Below are 18,918 nucleotides of genomic sequence, written 5' to 3' on the forward strand. Positions count from 1 at the left end.
AATCTCGGATCGGGCAGGTATTAGAGGAAGAAATCCAGGCGGAAATAGATCGGCGCTTCACGCTCGGTCAATACATCCGGGCGTTCCAGGGAATGGGCAAAGGTCACACTGGCGGCGACGTGCTCACCGCGGGCGAACAGTTCCAGCGAGTTGCTCGACATGCGCCCATGCTGCTCACCGTTGTAACGATCGCCACGAATCACGCCCTGGTCGTAACCGAGGCTGGTGCCGTATTCAGCGAACACCGGGCGCAGCCATTCGGCCGTGACCGGTCGGCTCCAGCGCAGGTCGTTGCGCCAGTAGCCGCCGCTGTCGCCGGACAGCGACTGATCCTTGTAGCCACGGATCGACGACAGCCCGCCGAGGCTGGTGCGTTGTGAACTGAACAGCACGTCCTCGCTGCGCTGGCCGGTCATCAGGCTGCTGAAGGTGAAGGATTCGCCCCACACTTTGAACGGTTGCAGGTAGCTCAAGGTCGCGGTGTATTTGCGGTAGCGTGCGTCCGGTTCGCCGGGGCCTGGATCGTGGCTGCCCTGCGCGTCGAACGCGCCGATGCCTTCCTGCATGCCGGCGTCGAAGTTGACGAAGGCGCTGCCGATGCGGCGACCGTGGTTGAAACCGAACTGCGCTTCGCTGATGCGGTTGCTGCTCAGCTTGAGCTTGCTGTCTTCGATGTAGTTGTTGGTGCGCAGGTAGGACAGCCCGGCGCTGAGCGAAGTCTTGCTCACCGAGTCGCGATGGATCACCCGCTCGGCGCGCAGCTGATGGTTTTCGCTGTCGCCGGTCTGCTTGAAGTTGTAGCCGTTGGCGGCGATCTGCGAGCGGTAGTCGCTCTGGCTGTAGGTGTAGCTGAAGTTCCACCAGCCCCACGGCAGGTTGTAATTGAGCATGGCGTTGCTGGAGGTGTGCTGGTGATCGGTCATTGCGTCGTGACCGCCGCGCAGGCTCAACTGATCGGCCAGGCCCAGCGGGCTGTCCCAATCGAAAGTGGTGCCCCACTGCTGTTCACCGGTGCTGCGTTGGCCGTCGTTGCTGCGCGACAGTCCGGCCCGCCATGGCTTCTGCGGGTTATTGGTGACCAGCACCTCACTGCCGCCGACGTTCTTGCCCGGCGCCAGCTCCATCTTGGCCTGATTGGACGGCAGGCGATTGAGCTGATCGACCATCTGCTCGATCTCGCGCAGGTTGACCAGATCGCCGGACTTGCCGGGAAAGGCCATCGCCAGTTCACGCTGCGAAAGCTTGCTGTTCTCGGCGCCTTTCATGCCTTCGAGCTTGCCTTCGACCACCAGCACTTTCAGGTGCCCGCCAGACAGATCCTGCTGCGGCAGGTAGGCGCGGCTGGTGACCAAGCCTTTCTCGATGTAATGGTCGGTGATGACTTTCAGCAGCTCGTTGAGCTGCGGTACACCGAGGCACTGGTCGATGTAGGGCTTGAGCAGACGAGTTTTGTCGCTGTCGGACAGACTGTCGGCGCCCTTGAGCTCGATGTCCTTGATCGGGAAACAGCGGGTATCGGTGGGCGCTGCCGGTTGCGCAGGCTTGGCATCTTTGCCGGGCAAGTCCTTGAGTTCTTCCAGACGCCGCTGCTGCTCTTCAAGCAGGCGATTCTGGCGATCGCGGATCAGGTCGGTTTCACCGGGAGTGGGTGCAGCGAAGGCAATCTGAAGTGGAGACAGGCACAGCAAAGCTGCGCACAACCTCGCCGCGAGGGCGGGTGGGTACATGTTCGATCCCTCGATACGGAATGACATCAAAATAGTGGCGCGATATTAGATGGCCATCATTTTGACGTCAAACAATCGTTTCAACCTTTGTCGGGTTTGTATCAAGGAATTAACAAAGGAAGCAGGAGCCGTTAAGCCATGAAAAAAGGGGCGCATCCATTGGCCAGAATGGATGCACCCCTTTCTTGCGCAGACCGACTCAACCGCGAATACGGTGCTCGGTGAACTCGTAGTCTTCCTGGCAATCGCCCGAAGGGTCCTTCGCCACATTGACGTAATGCACCGTGTCGGCATCGATCAGTTTGTAGGTATAGATATCGGGCAGGGGCACGCCGGCGGTGCGCAACTCGTTCTTGCCGTTGGCCGCCTTCCAGATGCCGTGTTCGGTCTGGATCGGCTGGGTCTGCTGGGCATCCCGGAAGAAAGTAATGTTGAAGGTGCCGTCAGGCTTGAAGTTGTTTTTCCAGGACAGGAACTGGCACTTGCCGTTTTCCGACCGCACACCTTTCCATGAACCGATCAGGGATGGATCGTTGCCCGGTTTGTTGGCGGCACAGCCACCCAGTGTTGCAGCCAGGACGATGAGCGCCAGGCAGAGATTGCGTTTCACTTGGTATTTCCTTACTTCAACTGAATTCGATGCATCGCGTATGCAAGATCAACCTGCTACAGGAATGCGCTGCCGGGGTTGGGTAACGTCGTAGACGTGCTGCTCGCAGAGATCACCGGAGAACTGGAATTCCACCTGGTACACCTTGCCCTGCTGCGGAGTGAAGGTGTTTTTCAGCGGCCCGCAGGTATAAATGCCGGCGGTCACCCGGCTGCTCGAATACCCCGAGACCTCAAACGGCTTGCCGGCATCGGCCTGTGCTTCCAGTTGCGGAAAGCGTTTGACCGTGGCGCTGTTGGCCACTTCGTTGAGTTTGGCGATCCAGCCGAACACCTTGCCACGACCGGAATCCACAACGGTGCCGAGCACTTCCATGCGGCGGTCGGGATCATCGGCGCGGCGAATGGAAACCTCCACCGGATAGGTGCCGCCAGATGATTTCATGATGACTTTGGCGTGCTGGGCATCCACCACCACCGGGTCTTGATGCAACTGGATGCCGTCTTTCAGCAGGCTGGGGGAAGAGTTACGCACATTGGAATGGCAGCCTGGCAGCGCGAGCAGCAGGGTCAACATCACGAGCACACGTTTATTCACGTGGAAATCTCTATTGAGCAAGCAGGACGGGGAATGACATCAAAACAACGCCGCGATATTAGATGGCCATCATTTTGACGTCAAACCTATGTTGCGCTCGCCTGTCAGTGTTCAACGCCTGTCTTCGTCGCCACCTCATGCGGTGCAAGCAAGCGGCCATCAGCCGACATCAATTGCAGTTTGCGAATTGGCTGACGATCCTTTGCATCAACCATCACCGAACCCGGCTCACCCGGCGCATACAGGTGCTCCCCGCCCCACTGCGACAGCGCAACGATCACCGTCTGCAAGGCCTTGCCGCGTTCGGTCAGCACGTATTCCTTATAGGCACCGCCATCGGCGGCCGGCACCGTTTGCAAGATCCCCTGCTCCACCAAGGCCTTGAGCCGGGCGCTGAGCATGTTCTTGGCGATGTCCAGATTCTTCTGAAAATCGCTGAAGCGGCGGATGCCCTCCAGCGCATCGCGGATGATCAGCAGCGACCACCAATCGCCGATCAGGTCCAGCGTACGGGCGACCGGGCAGGCGTTGCCGTGCAGGCTTTTGCGCTTCACAGGGTGTTTCTCCATCAGATCCAGCGTGTGGTTGCATCTTACAACTGTGACGCTGGAAAAGAACCACGCCACCCGCCATGGCAATTGAGCACTTGCGTACAAGTGACAGCCGCGATTTGCGCCGATAGTGATGGGCGGCCATTGCGGCATCCGGCCTTCCGAACGATCGCCCACAGCAAGGAGTTCCCATGAGCACATTCACTACCGATGACGGCACACAGATCTATTTCAAGGACTGGGGCAGCGGCAAACCCGTGTTGTTCAGCCATGGCTGGCCGCTGGATGCCGACATGTGGGAATACCAGATGGAATACCTGAGCAGTCGCGGCTATCGCACGATTGCCTTCGACCGCCGTGGTTTCGGGCGCTCCGATCAACCGTGGACCGGCTACGACTACGACACCTTCGCCGATGACATCGCGCAACTGATCAACCACCTCGACCTGCGCGACGTGACGCTGGTGGGCTTCTCCATGGGTGGCGGCGACGTCAGCCGCTACATCGCCCGCCACGGCAGCGAGCGCGTTGCCGGGCTGGTACTGCTCGGTGCGGTGACGCCGCTGTTCGGCAAGAAAGCCGACTACCCGCAGGGCGTCGACACCTCGGTGTTCGACGGAATCAAGGCCGGCCTGCTCAAGGATCGCGCGCAGTTCATCGCGGATTTCGCCGCGCCGTTCTACGGCACCAATCAGGGCCAGAAAGTCTCCGACGGCGTGCTCACGCAAACCCTGAACGTCGCCCTGCTCGCCTCGCTGAAAGGCACCGTGGATTGCGTTACCGCGTTCTCCGAAACCGACTTCCGTCCGGACATGGCGAAGATCGACGTACCAACCTTGGTGATCCACGGCGACGGCGATCAGATCGTGCCGTTCGAAACCACCGGCAAACAGGCGGCGGCGATGATCAAGGGCGCCGAGCTGAAAGTCTACGCCGGCGCGCCCCATGGTTTTGCCGTGACCCACGCCCAGGCGCTGAACGAAGACCTGCTGGGCTTTCTGAACCGCTAAACGCCTCGCTGACCGGGCCCCCACCCGGTCAGCGCACATTGCGATACAGCATCAGCCGCGCGCTCTCGTGCAGGCCCCGCGTCAGTTCCACCAGGCGCTGGAATTCCTCGGGATTTTGCCCGGCGACGTTGTCCAGCGGCGTGTTCGACGCCAGGTCATGCAGGGTCGGCGAGCTGCCGTCATGCTGCATTTGCAGGAGGAAATTCTTGGTCACCCCGCCAATCAACGGGAACGTGCCCTCGCGCAGCACCAGCGGCACCACGCGCTCACCTTCCGGCGCCGGTTGCTGGACATCGCGGCCCATTGCGCCATTGCGGAACGGCACGCCGGCCATCCCGGCCACCGTCGGCAGCAGATCCGTCAGCCCCACCGCCTCCTCGATGACCTTCGGCGCAAGCATGCCCGGGGCGTGAATCAACATCGGCACATGATTGCTTTCCAGGCCCAGTTGCTCGAACGCCGGCGGCATGTGCGGGATTTGGCTGATACGCGTGTTGTGGTCGCCGAAGAACACAAAAATCGTGTTGTCGTAATAGCCGCCGGCCTTGGCCAATTCCATTAGTTTGCCGATATTGAAATCCAGCAGGCGCACCGCGTTGTACTGCTCGACGCTGCGCGAACCGGCGGCCTGCACCTGCTCCAGCGACAGGTTGCTGACCTCGAAACCGTCGTTGTCCTTGGGGATGGTGAATGGCCGATGGTTGCCCGAGGTTTGCACGTAGGCGAAGAACGGTCGGTTCTTCGGCAAGTCGCGCAGGATGCGGTCGCTCTCCTTGAACAGATCCAGATCGGAAATGCCCCACACGTCCACCAGCGGCGAACGCCAGTCACTTTCCTGATACAGGCGCACGCCGTCGATGCTCTGTTGGATCAGCGCATTGATATTGGCCCAGCCGGCGTTGCCGCCGATCATGTAGAGCTTCTGGTAATCGGTGAACGCGTTGATCAGCGTGTGCTGACGGGTGATCAGCGGATGACGGGTGGCTGTCTCGCGGCGCGTCACGTCGGGAACGCCGGTGATGCTCGCCCACACGGTTTTCGCAGTGCCGGTGACTGGCACATAGAAGTGTTTGAAGAACCAGCTTTGGGCCGCCAATTGATCGAGGTTTGGCGTCGGGTTCAACGGATTGCCGTAGGCGCCGACGGCGCTGGTGCCCAGTGATTCGAGCATGACGAACATCACGTTCGGCGTGCCCTGCAGCCGATACGGCTGCACGCCTTGCTGACGCTCGAAGTTGAGCGATTGCGGATCCGGTCGATCCACGCCCAGATAGCGGGCAATCAGCGGATAGTGCTCGCGCACCTGCGCCTCATCGAATTGCGCCTGCCCGGTTTTCAGCGTGTCGTAGAGGAACAGCACCGGGTTCAGACCGACTGCGGCGATCTGCGCGTTACCGGAAAAGAACGCATCACTCCAGCGCAGCGGCACCGGGTTTTCCAGGTTGAGATTGTCGACCCGACCGAGCAGCGCCAGCAGCACCACGACCACGCTTAGCCCGGTGCCGAATGCCAGCGACGGACGCCGGATAACCCTGGCTTCACGGGCTAGTGTCAGCCGTTCCAGCTGCAAAAGTCCGTAGAACCAGACGCCCAGCACCGCCAACCAGCCGAGCGCGATCCACAGCACCGGATAGGTTTCCCAAACCATCTGTTGTGAGATTTGCGCATCTTCCAGATAACGCAGCACCGTGGCGTTGATCCGCACGCCAAGATAGGCGTAATGACCGAAATCGATGATGTACAGCAGGCCGATAACGCCGAGCGCCAGCAGCCAGTAAATCCGCGCGACCCAGCGCAACCACGGCAGACGCGTGAGGTTCCAGCGCGGCACCCAGGCCAGCAGCGCCAATGGCAGGATCAGCAACACGGCGAGGCGCAGGTCGAAGCGCAAACCGATCCCGAGGGTTTCGCGCAGCGCCGGATTACCGATGAACTCGCTCGGCGCGATCCCGGAAAACCCCAGCACAAATACCAGCCTGAGCACGGCAAACAACAAGAACGCCAAACCTGCCGCACCCACGCCGTAGCGCAGGCGTCGCGATTGCAACCAGCCCATCATTGACCTCAGTGTCGTTGGTTCAAACAAAAGATGTCGTGCCCGCCGGTGCGGCTCGCAGCAGACGCCAGACCTGGCGGATACACAGCGCCGCAGCGGCGATCAGGCAGTAACCCAGCAGCAGCGGATCGATCAGGTAATCCCAATAGTTTTCCGAAGCCTTGAGACGCAAGGCGAACGCCAGCGTGCCCAGCGCAAGCATCGACACTGCCAGCGTATTGCGCAGCCACAACAGCGCCAGTGCCAGCAGGCCGATCCAGACGATCATCGGCCGCGGGTTGAAGCCCCAGCGGTACGGATCGAAGTACGTCAGCCCCATCGTCGCCGGGTACAGCAGCGCGGCCAGCACGGTAAACAGCACCAGCACCTGCACCCGTGCCGGCAATGTCTGCCGCTCGACCACGCCCAGTCGGACCAGACTGGCCCAGCCGAGCAACACCAGCGTGGTGATCGCCAGATCGTCGGTGACACTGCGCACATACGCCGCCAGGGGCAGCTCGTTGACCGGCACGAAGCTGACCACTGCCAGCAACGGCAGCAGCCACGGACGCCAGCGTTGTGTGCATTGCAACGAACCCAGCAGGACAAAACCCAGCAGGATGAACGTCAAATGGGCTTGCCAGAGAATCAGCATCACAGGCGCTCCTCGAGCCACGCTTCATTGAAGCTGACATGTTTGATGAAGGTGTTATTCCACGAATACACCAGGTGATAGAGGCCATCGCTGCCGCGACTGAAGTACGGATACTCGTACTCGAAATCACAGCCCTGCGGCTTGCACACCCGGTAATCCAGATTGCTCAGAAAGCGTTGCTCCAGCGGCAAGCGCCGGGCACCACTGGAAGCACGAAAGCCTTCGCCGATGATCGCCTTGTAGGCTTCGGGGGCGAACGGCTGGCCGAGCGGATCGGGCGACTGATCGAGCTCGATCACGTTGCGCCAGTTGTTCAGATTGGCATCGGTGCCATAGAGGCTGAGCTTGAAGCGCCCGTCCTGCAGATCATTCAGCGCCACCAGCAGACCGTTGTCGCCAGTGCCGACTGCCGCGAGCGATGAATTGGGGTTGGCCGGCTCCAGCGGATACGGCTCGCTCCACGTCTGCCCGGCGTCCTCGGTGCGGCTGGCCAGCACTCGATGATGCGTGTCGCCGGCATAACGCAGCATGGCCACGGCACGTTTTCCGTCCAGCGGCACAATGGTCGGCTGCAACGAATGCTTGCCACGGCTGATACGGAATTTATCGATCACCGCGCCGTCCGCGCTCAGGTACAGGTACTCGGCGAATTTGCCCATGAACTCGTGATACACCGGCAGGCCGATCGAGCCGTCGGCATGGAACACCGGCGCAGCGCGCACCAGCGTGCTGATGTTGAAAAACGGTGAAGTGATCAACTGGCGCGGCGCCGACCAGTTGCGCCCGACATCATCCGAGACCATCACGTTGATCGCACTGGTGGCCCAGCCGCCCACGGATACCGAGACATAAAACATCCACAACCGTTGATCCGGCGCGAGGGCGATCACCGGATTGCCCAGTTTGCGGATGTAGCGGCGGGTGCCGTCGCGGGTCGATTCGCGGGTGGCCAACACCTGCTCGGCGCCCCACTCCGCGGTGTTGGCGTCATAGCGGGCGGTACGGATCTGCACGTCGGCGGCGCCTTCGCGGGAACCGGCGAACCACACCGCCATCAGGTCGCCGCCCGGCAGCGCGGTCACCGACGACGAGTGCACGAAATCATTCAGTTGCGAGGAGACGAAGCGACTGCTGTACAGCGGCTCCGGTGCCTGCAGCGAAGCATCGACCGGCGGCGTGGCCTCGGCAAATGGCGCCAGCACATGAGCCGGATGACTGCGCCAGGCCCCCCAGAAAATCAGGCTCACGGCCAGTCCGCCGAGGATAAGTTTCAAGCGATCGGGAAGCGCACGCATAGTGGACTCACGGCAAAAACAGGATGGAGGGCAATCGACAAAACATCCCTGTCAGCGCGGCGGATCGTCCGGCAAGCGCCGTCGGCGTCCGGTGAGCATCGATAACGGCAAGTTGTCGCGCAGCAGAAAACTTTCGAACAGCGCGGCGGCGATGTGCAGACACACCAGCACCAGCAAGATGTCGGTAGCGGTTTCGTGCACCTGCAACGGCCAGTCGGCGCCCCACAAGGCATCGACCTCTTCCATGGCCCAGCCGCTCAAACCGGCGATGAACATCGCCAGCAACATCAACAGCATCACCAGCGCCCCCATCGGCGAATGCCCAAGACGATGCTCGGGCCGACCGGCAATCAACGAGCGCGCATGGGCGATCAGCCGCGTCGGCGTCGGCCAGAAATCCGCCCAGCGCGCACTGCGCGGCCCGACAAAGCCCCATACCAGCCGCACCAGCAGCCAGCCCATGGCGTAATAGCCGAGCCAGACATGCCAGTCGTCTCCGGCTTCGTTGAAGAAGTAATTGGCGACAAAGACGCCCGCGATGGACAGATGAAACAGCCGCACCACGGGGTCCCACAGGCGCACGGACGTGCTCGGCATCAGCCCTTGATCTCGGTTTTCACCGCTTTGCCGCTGACCGGGTCGTGGTAGATCTCGACCTTGCGCTTGTCCTTGTCGAAACCGTAGATCTCGTAGCAGTTGCCGTCGGTGACCTTGAACTTGCTGATCTCGTAGCCCTGAGCCTTGAGCTGCTCCTGAAAGGCTTTCTGGTCTTGCCATTGCGAGCGTTCGGCGGTGGTGCATTGCGGGCCGGCGACGGCCAACGGACTGGCAACGATGAGGGACAACAGCAGAAGTTTGCGCATGGAAACACTCTCGCTCGATGAGGAAGGCCTCACTGTGCAAAAGCAACCTTAGTCGAAGCTTAGTTGGCAACGAGTCGTTACATCTTTCCCGTCGGGTCAGCTGCCACAGCTGGCTGCACAGCGGCATGATGCCGCCGGTCAACCGCCGTGTTTCCTCAAGAGAATCCGTTATGCGCCTACTGCTGGTCGAAGATGATCGCGCCCTCGGTCAAGGCATTCGCGTTGCCCTCGGCAGCGAAGGCTACACCCTCGACTGGTTGCAGGATGGGGTCAGCGCCCTGCACGCCCTGCGCAGTGAGAGCTTCGACTTGCTGCTGCTCGACCTCGGCCTGCCACGGCTCGACGGCCTCGCGCTGTTGCAACGCTTGCGTGGTGAACAACAGGACTTGCCGGTGCTGATCCTCACCGCCCGCGACGGCACTGCCGAACGCATTGCCGGACTGGATGCCGGCGCCGACGACTACCTGATCAAACCGTTCGACGTCGATGAACTGAAAGCGCGGATTCGCGCATTGCTGCGCCGCAGTCAGGGCCGTGCGCAGCCGGTGCTTGAACATGCCGGGGTGTGTCTCGATCCGGTCACGCAGCAGGTCACTTGGCACGGCACCGACGTGGTGGTGACGCCGATGGAATATCAACTGCTGCATCAACTGATGGCCCGCCCGGGCAAGGTCGTCACCCGCGAGCGCCTGTCGCGAGCGCTGTATGGCTGGCAGGATCGGGTCGAGAGCAACACCCTCGAAGTGCTGATCCATAACCTGCGCAAAAAACTCTCGAGCGAATTGATCCGCACCGTGCGCGGTGTCGGCTATGTGGTGGAGCTCAAACCATGATTTCCATACGCGCGCGGATTCTGGTGCCGGTGCTGATTCTGGTATTGATCGGCGACCTGCTGATCAGTTGGCTGGTGCTGCGCGACAGTCACCATGAAATCGAAGAAGTCTACGATGCCCAACTGGCACAAAGCGCGCGCCTGTTGCAAGGCGTGCTGGCCCAGCGCGCGCCGGGCGACAACGACTGGAGCCGGCTCTATCAGGCCTTCGATGAAGCCATGAGCCGGGTCGGCGACGGCGAGGCCGCGCACCCGTACGAAACCCGTCTGACCTTTCAGGTGTGGCGCAGCGACGGCCAATTGCTGGTGCGCTCGGCCGAAGCGCCGGAGCTTGCGGCGCCGCCCACCACCCTCGGCTCGCATGACCTGATGGAGAACGGCCGCGACTGGTGCGCGTTTCTGCTCAAGGATTCGCAACAAGGGTTGCTGATCTGGGTCGGCGAGCGCGACGACATCCGCCAGGATCTGATCGAGCGCATCGTCGGCCACACCGTCTGGCCGAGCCTGATCGGCGTACCGCTGCTGGCCGCGTTGATCTGGCTGACCATCGGCTGGGGCCTGCAACCGCTGCGCGCCATGGCGCAAAGCATTCGCGGCCGTGACACCGAAACCCTGAAACCGCTGCACCTCAGCCCCCTGCCCCACGATCTGGAACCAATGCAGACCGCGCTCAATCGCCTGTTGCAGCAGATCGACAATCTGCTGGCGCGGGAGCGGCGCTTCATTGCCGACGCTGCCCATGAGCTGCGCACACCGCTGGCGATTCTGCGGATCCACGCGCAAAACGCGCAACTGGCGGCGACCCCGCAACAACGCGAAGAAGCGCTGGAGTATCTGGTCAGCGCAGTGGATCGGGCGACGCGCATCGCCAGTCAGTTGCTGACCATGGCGCGCATCGAACCGCACCTGGCCAATCCCGAAACCCGCAGTGTGGAGCTGACCGAACTGGTGCGCGAAGAACTCGCCGAACTGGCACCGCTGGCCATGGAAAAAGACGTCGAACTGATCCTCGACAGCGACCACCACTGCCCGGTCGACACCGACCCGGTGGCCCTCGCCATCGCCTTGCAGAACCTGGTGACCAACGCGCTGAATTTCGCCCCGCCGGGCAGTGAGGTACGGGTTCAGGTGCAACCGCAGGCGGGCGGCGCGGTGTACATCAGCGTCGAGGACGCCGGCCCCGGTATCAACGAGCAGGAATACGCGCGGCTGTTCGAGCGTTTCTACAGCCACGGCCACGGCAATGGCGCCGGACTGGGGCTGGCGATCGTGCAGATGATCGTCAGCAAGATCGGCAGCACGTTGCAGCTGTACAACCGACCGCAGGGCGGGTTGTGTGCGGAGTTGCGGATCAATGAGCTCTCGAGTCAATAATATCGCCCGGACCCTGCACGAGCATTGTGGCGAGGGAGCTTGCGTCAATCGATCGCCTCGATGCTTTTGACAAAATTTTCATGTTTGCCCCCATAAGATCCGCAGCCTCGTTGGGGAGTAGCCTGTTTCCGAGTCCCTCGGAAGCGTTCGTATCAACATTCTCGGCAACCTGCCGTGGTACGAACACCTTTTGGTTGGTGAGACCGACGACACATCCATGCCTGAAGTCGGGCGTGTGGTTGTGTCGTTGACTCATAGCCCGACTGGAAGTGTGCCCCCGTGAATCCTGTTTCCCTCATATTCCTCGCTCTGGCCATGTCCACGGACGCGTTCGCCGCGGCCATCGGCAAAGGCTCCAGCCTGCACAAACCACGTCTGACCGAAGCACTGCGCACCGGCCTGATCTTCGGCGTGATCGAAGCCATCACCCCGATCATCGGCTGGCTAATCGGTCAGGCCGCCACCCATTGGGTCGCCGAATGGGACCACTGGATTGCCTTTACCCTGCTGCTGATTCTCGGCCTGCACATGATCTACAACGGCCTGAAACACGAAGACGAGGAAGAGGAAAAACCCGGCCAGCATTCGTTCCTGATTCTGGCAGTCACCGCGTTCGCCACCAGCATTGACGCGCTCGCGGTCGGCGTCGGCCTGGCGTTTGTCGACGTGAATATCTGGGTGGCGGCAGCGGCCATCGGCGTGGCAACCATGACCATGGTGACCATCGGCGTGATGCTTGGCCGGGTACTCGGAGCAGTGGTCGGCAAGCGTGCGGAAATCGTCGGTGGTGTGGTGTTGATGATCGTCGGCGCGACCATTTTGTACGAGCACTTGTCAGCCTGATTCAGGCCCGGATCAGCGCCGCCAGTGTCATCGCGTTGCCCAACGCGGCGCCACTGGCGGTGTTGTCGAAGATGCACCAGACGCTGGCTCCCTCGGCAACGCAGGTCTTCATGTCCTGCGCCAGCTGCTGCAAATATGGCAACTCATAGGCACTGTGATAAATCCGTGGTGCGCCATGCAGTCGCCAATAGCGCACACCCGCCCAGCCCTGCGCCGAACCGTCGGTACTGATCCGCGACGGATCGACCACGACCTGGGAAATCCGATACGCCTGCAACATCGGCGCCGCCACCACCCACGACTCATGCCGTGGCTCAAGCACCACGTCACCGGCGAAGCGTTGACGCAATGCCACGAAAAACGCCTCGGCGCTTTCCGGCTCAAAGGCCAGCGACGGTGGCAGTTGCACCAGCAAACACCCCAGCCGATCGGCCAGGCCTTCGCACTGCCCGAGAAACTCATCCAGCGCTTGCTCACAGTTTTGCAGACGCAATTCATGCGTGATCTGCTTTGGCACCTTCACTGAAAAGCGAAAGCCCGGCGGCACCGAATCCGCCCAGCGCGCATAGGTCTGACGCCGATGCGGCCGATAAAACGAGCTGTTGATTTCCACGCAGTCGAACAGCGCGGCATAACGCTGCAGATGCGTGCCCTCGGCCGGAAACTGCGGCCAATACTCACGCCCCAGGCTCCAGCCCGCGCAACCGATAAACATCAAAAAAGCCCCTTCGCCGCTTCACGCATGAAAATCTCCACGGTCTCGTTCACAGATTTCAGGCACAACGGAATACCTGTGGGAGCTGGCTTGCCAGCGAAGGCGTCGATACATCCACAATCGCTGTGCCTGACACAACGCTTTCGCGAGCAAGCTCGCTCCCACAGGGTTCTGCGGCGCTCACAGATTTGGGGCACGACGAAGTGCCGGTGGGAGCTGGCTTGCCAGCGAAGGCGTCGACACCTCCACAATCGCTGTGCCTGACACACCGCTTTCGCGAGCAAGCTCGCTCCCACAGGGTTCAGCGGCGCTCACAGATTTGGAGCACGACGAAATACCTGTGGGAGCTGGCTTGCCAGCGAAGGCGTCGACACCTCCACAATCGCTGTGCCTGACACAACGCTTTCGCGAGCAAGCTCGCTCCCACAGGGTTCTGCGGCGCTCACAGATTTGGAGCACGACGAAATACCTGTGGGAGCTGGCTTGCCAGCGAAGGCGTCGATACATCCACAAACGCTGTGCCTGACACAACGCTTTCGCGAGCAAGCTCGCTCCCACAGGGTTCAGCGGCGCTCACAGCGTAGGTGCACGGCGAAATACCTGTGGGAGCTGGCTTGCCAGCGAAGGCGTCGATACATCCACAAACGCTGTGCCTGACACAACGCTTTCGCGAGCAAGCTCGCTCCCACAGGGTTCAGCGGCGCTCACAGATTTGGAGCGCGACGAAGCGCCTACACGATTATTTTTTGCCGGGCAGGACGCTGGCCAGCACCTGCTTGGCGGCTTGCACGATCACGCCCGCCTCGTCCGGGTCGCCTTTGAGCAAGGTCGTGGCAAATTTCTTTGCCTGTTCGAGCTCGATGTGCGGCGGCAATGGCGGCACGTTGGGGTCGGTCTTGAACTCGATCAGCACCGGTACGTCCGAGGCCAGTGCCTGCTCCCAAGCGGCGGCGACGTCTTCTTCGCGGTCGACGAAAATTCCTTTCAGGCCGATGGAAATGGCGAACAGGTGATACGGCACGTCGGGAATGCTTTGCGAGGCTTCGAACTTCGGATCGCCCTCCATCACCCGCTGCTCCCAGGTGACCTGATTCAGATCCTCGTTGTTGAACACCGCACAGATCCACTTCGGGCTGCTCCACTGGCGCCAGTATTTGGCGACGGTGATCAGCTCGGCCATGTTGTTCATCTGCATCGCGCCGTCACCTACCAAGGCAATCACCGCGCGCTCGGGATGGGCGAACTTGGCGGCGATCGCATATGGCACGGCAGCGCCCATCGAGGCCAGGCCACCGGACAGGGAACACTGCATGCCCCGGCGAATTTTCAGGTCACGGGCGTACCAGTTGGCGCAGGACCCCGAGTCGCTGGTGATGATCGCCTGCTCCGGCAGGCGCGGTGACAGCTCATAAACCACCCGCTGTGGATTGATCGGATCGGCTTTGGACATCGCGCGTTTTTCCAGGGTTTTCTCCCAGCTGTTGCGCCAGCCTTCGATTTTCTTGCGCCACTTGTGCGAAGTTTTCGGTTCGAGCAACGGCAGCAGTGCAGCGAGGGTTTCGGCGGAGTCGCCGACCAGATTGACCTCCATCGGATACCGCAGGCTCAGCATGTCGGGCTGCAGATCGATCTGCACGCCACGCGCCTGACCTTCCTTGGGCAGGAACTCGGCATAGGGGAAACCCGAGCCGATCATCAGCAAGGTGTCGCACTCGTGCATCATCTTGTAGCTCGGTTCGGTGCCCAGCAGGCCGATGCTACCGGTGACCCACGGCAAATCGTCCGGCAGCGCAGCCTTGCCGAGTAACGCCTTGGCGACCCCGGCACCGAGTTTTTCCGCAATGGCGATCACTTCATCCGTTGCCTGCAGTGCGCCGGCGCCCACCAGAATCGCGACTTTTTCACCGCTGTCCAGCACATCAGCGGCGCGCTGCAGATCGGCCTCGTAGGGCAGCACTTTCGGCTTGGTGTAACCGACGCCGGAATGCGCGGTGCCATGCGCCCGCGCCGGTGGCTCATACTCAAGATCCTGCAGATCATTGGGCAGGATGATCGCCGTCACCCGCCGTTCGCCAACCGCCGTGCGCACGGCGCGATCGAGCAAATGCCGCACCTGCGACGGCGCCGACGCCTGCTGCACAAACGCCCCGGCCACATCCTTGAACATCGAGACCAGGTCCAGCTCCTGCTGGTAATGACTGCCGAGCGCCGTCCGCGCCTGCTGGCCGACAATCGCCAGCACCGGTTGATGATCCATGCGTGCGTCGTATAACCCGGTGATCAGGTGCGAAGCACCCGGTCCCGAAGTGGCGATGCACACGCCCAACTCGCCCGTGAACTTGGCGTGGGCCGAGGCCATGAACGCGGCCATTTCTTCGTGCCGGGCCTGAACGAATTCGATCTTGCCATTGGCTCGGGCGAGCGCGCCGAACACACCATTGATGCCATCTCCCGGATAACCAAAAATCCGCGTGACGCCCCATTGGCTGAGCCGCTCAACCAGAAAATCTCCCACTGTCGTCGTCATCTCGTTCCTCGCCTGTCACCTGTGCATGAAGCCTGCCCGGCGAGATATCCGCCGGGCGGTACATGGGTCTGGACAGCTTGGGAGCGCGCGAAGTTTCGATTGTTTTTACCCGACGGCATTGCCGAGCCGCTCCCTGCAGGAGCTGCCGCAGGCTGCGATCTTTTGCTGTTGTTTTTGAAGATCAAAAGATCGGGGCTCATCAACGATGCGGGTGCACCGTCATCGCCACCAGTTTGATCACGATCGGCCGCACCACGAGGATGCAAAGGAAAGCCACCGGCATCGCCAGCTTGTAGGCGTGCAGCGCATTACTCAGGTAGTCGTTATCAATCCCGGAGTTGGCCGCAGTGATCACCAGCGACATCAGGAACGCCATGATCGTCGCCATGTACAACGCAAACACATACGGCGTCGCCCGTGCAGAAAGCTTGCGTCGACCGAGATACAAGGCATCGGTAGTGGTTCTTTGATTCATATGGCTTTTCCATCCATTGACAGGGAGCCGGCACCTTAGCAAAGCCCCCTGCCCTCAACTAGACGGCCCGCCACAGGTACTTTATAAAGCACAACTTACGAATCAAACCCACGCGGCGGGACACGGATGAATCTGTTGGCGGCGATTGCCAGTTTTATCAAAGTGGTCGAAGCAGGCTCCATCGTCGGCGCCGCCAAGACCCTGGGCGTCAGTGCGGCCGCGGTGAGCCAGACCCTCAATCGCCTGGAAACGCACCTCGGCGTTCGCCTGCTGCAGCGCACCACACGCAGCATGGCGCTGACTGAAAACGGCGCGTTGTATTACGAAAAGGTGCGGCGTATTGCGGCTGATCTGGAGTCGGCGCAAAGTGCGATCGTCGGCGATGAAAGCGAACTGCAAGGGCGTTTGAGCATCGCCTCCACCAGCGCGTTCGGCCGCCACGTCCTGGCGCCGTTACTCGCCAGTTTCGCCGCGCTGCATCCGCGCCTGCTGGTCGAGCTGTCGACCACCAATGGGAAGATCAATCACATCCAGGACGGCATCGACCTGAGTCTGCGGATCAAGCCGCAACTGGAAGACGGCATCGTCGCGCGCCGGATCGTGTCCCTGCCCTTCGTCTTCTGCGCCGCTCCCGCCTACCTTGCGCGCGCCGGCGTACCGCAATCACCGCAAGAGCTGCAACACCACGCCTGCCTCGCGTTTCGCTATCCACTGGATGGACGCTTTCTGCGCTGGGGCCTCATCCGCGACGGCCAACGCTACGACGCCCCGATCAACGCCACCGCCATCAGCGACGACATCGACGCGCTGGCGCAAATGGCAGTCAACGGCGCAGGTGTCACGCGCCTGGCCGAATTCGTCGCTGCGCCCTATCTCGAGAGCGGTCAACTGGTGCAACTGTTCGAAGATCTCCCGGGTGAAACCCACGGGCATGTCGAACCGATGGACATCTATGCATGCGTGCAGGAACGAGCAGCGATGACGCCGAAGGTCAGAGCCTTCATGGATTATTTGACGGAGCACTTGAATAGGCGCTGGCCAGTGCAAGCTGGTTGATCCACAGCAGCTCTTGCACTTTCAAGGCTGCAGATCACCCCCGAGCCATTGGCTGCACGCACTCATCTGCTGGGTAATCCACTCGCGAAAAAGCATGGCATTGGCACTCTGTTCGAAGGGTCGCGGTGACAGCAGGCAATAACTCGAACCGTCGCGAACGAAGCCGAACGGCGCGATCAACTGGCCGGACTTGAGTTCGTCTTGCACCATCAGAAACGACGCCATACCGACGCCCAGCCCGGCCAGCGCGGCCTGAATGCACAGGTAGAAATGCTCGTAATCGACCCGACTGACACCCGACGCATTCATGCCAACCAGTCGCACCCAGTTGTCCCACGCCTGCGGGCGGGTCTTGCTGTGCAGCAGGCAGGCGCCGCGCAAATGATCGCCGTCAGGACGACTGGACGGCACGCAGACCGGGCCGATCCACTCTTCACAAACAGTCACGGCGTGCACGGTCTCGTCCCAATGGAAATCATCGCGGCGGATCGCCAGATCCACGCCTGAACGAGCGAAGTCGATCGGCCCGCCGGCCGTCAGCAATTGCACCTGCAACTGTGGATGCGCACTGTGGAAGTCGGGCAAACGCGGGATCAACCACTTCATGGCGATGGTTGGCTCGCAGGACACCACCAGTACATCGTCGTGGACTTCACGTTGCAGGCGATAAACCGTGCTCTGCAACTGTTCGAACATCGGCGCGGTGACATTGAACAGCAAGCGCCCGGCATGGTTGAGAAAGATCGCGCGGTTGCGCCGTTCGAACAGCTCGACGCCGATCGCCTCCTCCAGCAAGCGCACCTGGCGGCTGACCGCGCCGTGGGTGACGTGCAGCAGCTCGGCAGCCTTGACGAAACTCTGGGTCTGGGCGGCGGTGTTGAAGAAGCGAAAGGCAGCCAGCGGAGGCAGGTTCATATAGGCGATGATTTCTCACAGATTTTCGCGACTATAAATCGTTTTTTTTGCCAAAGACACTTCTCCATCATGTCGCCGCTCAGGGCCTGTTAATTCCATCCACGCTGTTGGCGGCGATGCTGCAGGCTCTGTATCTGTGAATTCAAGTAGCGCAAATAACGCGATGGAGCGTATAGATGAATGAATTGTTTCTGGTAATCGCCATCACTGTTCTGGCGGTGATCAGCCCCGGCCCGGACTTTGCCATGGTCACCCGCAACAGTTACGCCTACGGGCGGCGCAGTGGTTTGCTGGCTGCGCTGGGCATCGCCTGTGGCGTGCAGGTTCATGTGTTCTACACGGTGTTCGGGGTGGCGCTGATCATCACCCAATCGCCGCTGCTGTTCTGGATGATGAAACTGCTGGGTGCCGGCTACCTGGTCTATCTGGGCATCAAGTCCTTTACCAATAAATCTGTTCTGACATTTGCCGATGCGAGCGCTTCGGCACCCCGTGCCTGGAAGGTGTTCTGCTCAGGTTTTCTGACCAATGCACTGAATCCGAAAACCATGTTGTTCGTGGTGGCGGCGTACAGTCAGGTGGTGGAGCCAGGCAGTTCGCTGACGTTGAACTTCGCCTATGGCCTGTTCATGTCGGTCATTCATTGGCTGTGGTTCAGCCTGGTCGCGCTGTTTTTCTCCACGGAACGGCTACGTCGGCGCCTGCTGGAAAAACAGCGACTCCTCGACAAGGCCATCGGGATCGCGTTGATGGGTCTGGCAGCGTGTTTGATGATTCCGGGGGTTGCGCAGTCTTGAGCTAGAGCGTTTATGCTGTCTGGTCTGATACTCGTCAGCTC

Annotated in this window: 19 protein-coding genes and 1 riboswitch; of the genes, 6 read left to right on the top strand and 13 right to left on the bottom strand. The window is 61.1% G+C overall.

Features of this window, described 5'->3' with window-relative positions; all coding sequences use genetic code 11:
* Positions 1 to 20: 20 nt before the first annotated feature.
* The 4 genes from M0808_RS16890 to M0808_RS16905 form a co-directional block, all read right to left on the bottom strand.
* Positions 21 to 1,727, bottom strand: coding sequence for a ShlB/FhaC/HecB family hemolysin secretion/activation protein (locus M0808_RS16890; RefSeq protein WP_247841941.1), 1,707 nt, complete (start codon positions 1,725 to 1,727; stop codon positions 21 to 23).
* 199 nt (positions 1,728 to 1,926) lie between these two features.
* Positions 1,927 to 2,337 (bottom strand): hypothetical protein, encoded by a 411-nt coding sequence (locus M0808_RS16895; protein ID WP_134786626.1) that lies wholly within the window; start codon positions 2,335 to 2,337, stop codon positions 1,927 to 1,929.
* Positions 2,338 to 2,385: 48 nt separating this feature from the next.
* Positions 2,386 to 2,934 carry a hypothetical protein gene (locus tag M0808_RS16900; protein ID WP_247841942.1) on the bottom strand — a complete coding sequence of 183 codons (549 nt, stop codon included), beginning with the start codon at positions 2,932 to 2,934 and terminating at the stop codon, positions 2,386 to 2,388.
* 104 nt (positions 2,935 to 3,038) lie between these two features.
* Complete coding sequence (locus M0808_RS16905) at positions 3,039 to 3,488, bottom strand: helix-turn-helix domain-containing protein (RefSeq protein ID WP_247841943.1); 450 nt, start codon at positions 3,486 to 3,488, stop codon at positions 3,039 to 3,041.
* Between the two features lie 188 nt (positions 3,489 to 3,676).
* Between M0808_RS16905 and M0808_RS16910 the strand changes: the two genes are divergently transcribed.
* Complete coding sequence (locus M0808_RS16910) at positions 3,677 to 4,495, top strand: alpha/beta hydrolase (protein ID WP_247841944.1); 819 nt, start codon at positions 3,677 to 3,679, stop codon at positions 4,493 to 4,495.
* A 28-nt stretch (positions 4,496 to 4,523) separates the two neighbouring features.
* Here M0808_RS16910 and M0808_RS16915 read toward each other — a convergent pair whose 3' ends face one another.
* From M0808_RS16915 to M0808_RS16935, 5 genes are read right to left on the bottom strand one after another with little or no spacing between them, the layout of a single operon-like run.
* Positions 4,524 to 6,551, bottom strand: coding sequence for an LTA synthase family protein (locus M0808_RS16915; protein WP_247841945.1), 2,028 nt, complete (start codon positions 6,549 to 6,551; stop codon positions 4,524 to 4,526).
* A gap of 22 nt (positions 6,552 to 6,573) precedes the next feature.
* Complete coding sequence (locus tag M0808_RS16920) at positions 6,574 to 7,185, bottom strand: hypothetical protein (protein ID WP_247841946.1); 612 nt, start codon at positions 7,183 to 7,185, stop codon at positions 6,574 to 6,576.
* Positions 7,185 to 8,480 (bottom strand): sialidase family protein, encoded by a 1,296-nt coding sequence (locus M0808_RS16925; RefSeq protein WP_247841947.1) that lies wholly within the window; start codon positions 8,478 to 8,480, stop codon positions 7,185 to 7,187. The genes M0808_RS16920 and M0808_RS16925 overlap by 1 nt, the downstream gene beginning before the upstream one ends.
* Positions 8,481 to 8,531: 51 nt before the next feature.
* Positions 8,532 to 9,077 carry a cytochrome b/b6 domain-containing protein gene (locus tag M0808_RS16930; RefSeq protein WP_098964317.1) on the bottom strand — a complete coding sequence of 182 codons (546 nt, stop codon included), beginning with the start codon at positions 9,075 to 9,077 and terminating at the stop codon, positions 8,532 to 8,534.
* Complete coding sequence (locus tag M0808_RS16935; RefSeq protein WP_007960465.1) at positions 9,077 to 9,343, bottom strand: PepSY domain-containing protein; 267 nt, start codon at positions 9,341 to 9,343, stop codon at positions 9,077 to 9,079. Before M0808_RS16935 ends, M0808_RS16930 begins: the two co-directional genes overlap by 1 nt.
* 170 nt (positions 9,344 to 9,513) lie before the next feature.
* On the opposite strand from M0808_RS16935, the gene M0808_RS16940 reads away from it, so the two are divergent.
* From M0808_RS16940 to mntP, 3 genes are all read left to right on the top strand, one after another.
* Complete coding sequence (locus tag M0808_RS16940; protein ID WP_139054787.1) at positions 9,514 to 10,176, top strand: response regulator; 663 nt, start codon at positions 9,514 to 9,516, stop codon at positions 10,174 to 10,176.
* On the top strand, positions 10,173 to 11,549 hold the full coding sequence (locus M0808_RS16945; RefSeq protein WP_247841948.1) for an ATP-binding protein: 1,377 nt from the start codon (positions 10,173 to 10,175) through the stop codon (positions 11,547 to 11,549). The genes M0808_RS16940 and M0808_RS16945 overlap by 4 nt, the downstream gene beginning before the upstream one ends.
* A gap of 100 nt (positions 11,550 to 11,649) precedes the next feature.
* Positions 11,650 to 11,822: riboswitch (yybP-ykoY riboswitch) on the top strand.
* 6 nt (positions 11,823 to 11,828) lie between these two features.
* A complete protein-coding gene (gene mntP / locus M0808_RS16950) occupies positions 11,829 to 12,392 on the top strand; it encodes a manganese efflux pump MntP (protein WP_247841949.1) in 564 nt (187 codons plus the stop codon).
* Between the two features lies 1 nt (position 12,393).
* On the opposite strand, the gene M0808_RS16955 is transcribed toward mntP, so the two are convergent.
* The 3 genes from M0808_RS16955 to M0808_RS16965 all read right to left on the bottom strand — a co-directional run bounded on the left by M0808_RS16955 (position 12,394) and on the right by M0808_RS16965 (position 16,109).
* The gene (locus tag M0808_RS16955) at positions 12,394 to 13,107 is read right to left on the bottom strand and encodes a DUF72 domain-containing protein (RefSeq protein ID WP_247841950.1); all 714 of its coding nucleotides are present in this window, start codon (positions 13,105 to 13,107) and stop codon (positions 12,394 to 12,396) included.
* 739 nt (positions 13,108 to 13,846) lie between these two features.
* Complete coding sequence (locus M0808_RS16960; RefSeq protein ID WP_247841951.1) at positions 13,847 to 15,634, bottom strand: thiamine pyrophosphate-requiring protein; 1,788 nt, start codon at positions 15,632 to 15,634, stop codon at positions 13,847 to 13,849.
* Between the two features lie 199 nt (positions 15,635 to 15,833).
* Positions 15,834 to 16,109: a DUF2798 domain-containing protein gene (locus M0808_RS16965; RefSeq protein WP_134786637.1), complete on the bottom strand. Its 276-nt coding sequence runs from the start codon at positions 16,107 to 16,109 to the stop codon at positions 15,834 to 15,836.
* Positions 16,110 to 16,235: 126 nt separating this feature from the next.
* Between M0808_RS16965 and M0808_RS16970 the strand changes: the two genes are divergently transcribed.
* Positions 16,236 to 17,165 carry a LysR family transcriptional regulator gene (locus M0808_RS16970; RefSeq protein ID WP_247841952.1) on the top strand — a complete coding sequence of 310 codons (930 nt, stop codon included), beginning with the start codon at positions 16,236 to 16,238 and terminating at the stop codon, positions 17,163 to 17,165.
* A gap of 21 nt (positions 17,166 to 17,186) precedes the next feature.
* Here the strand turns inward: M0808_RS16970 and M0808_RS16975 are convergent, their stop codons facing one another.
* Entirely contained in the window at positions 17,187 to 18,080 is an 894-nt protein-coding gene (locus M0808_RS16975; protein WP_247841953.1) for a LysR substrate-binding domain-containing protein, read from the bottom strand.
* Positions 18,081 to 18,256: 176 nt separating this feature from the next.
* Here M0808_RS16975 and M0808_RS16980 point away from each other — a divergent pair, with 176 nt between their 5' ends.
* Positions 18,257 to 18,877 (top strand): LysE family transporter, encoded by a 621-nt coding sequence (locus M0808_RS16980; protein WP_247841954.1) that lies wholly within the window; start codon positions 18,257 to 18,259, stop codon positions 18,875 to 18,877.
* Positions 18,878 to 18,918 lie beyond the last annotated feature (41 nt).

It is taken from the genome of Pseudomonas sp. MWU12-3103b (genome assembly GCF_023100615.1).
Lineage (GTDB): Bacteria > Pseudomonadota > Gammaproteobacteria > Pseudomonadales > Pseudomonadaceae > Aquipseudomonas > Aquipseudomonas putida_A.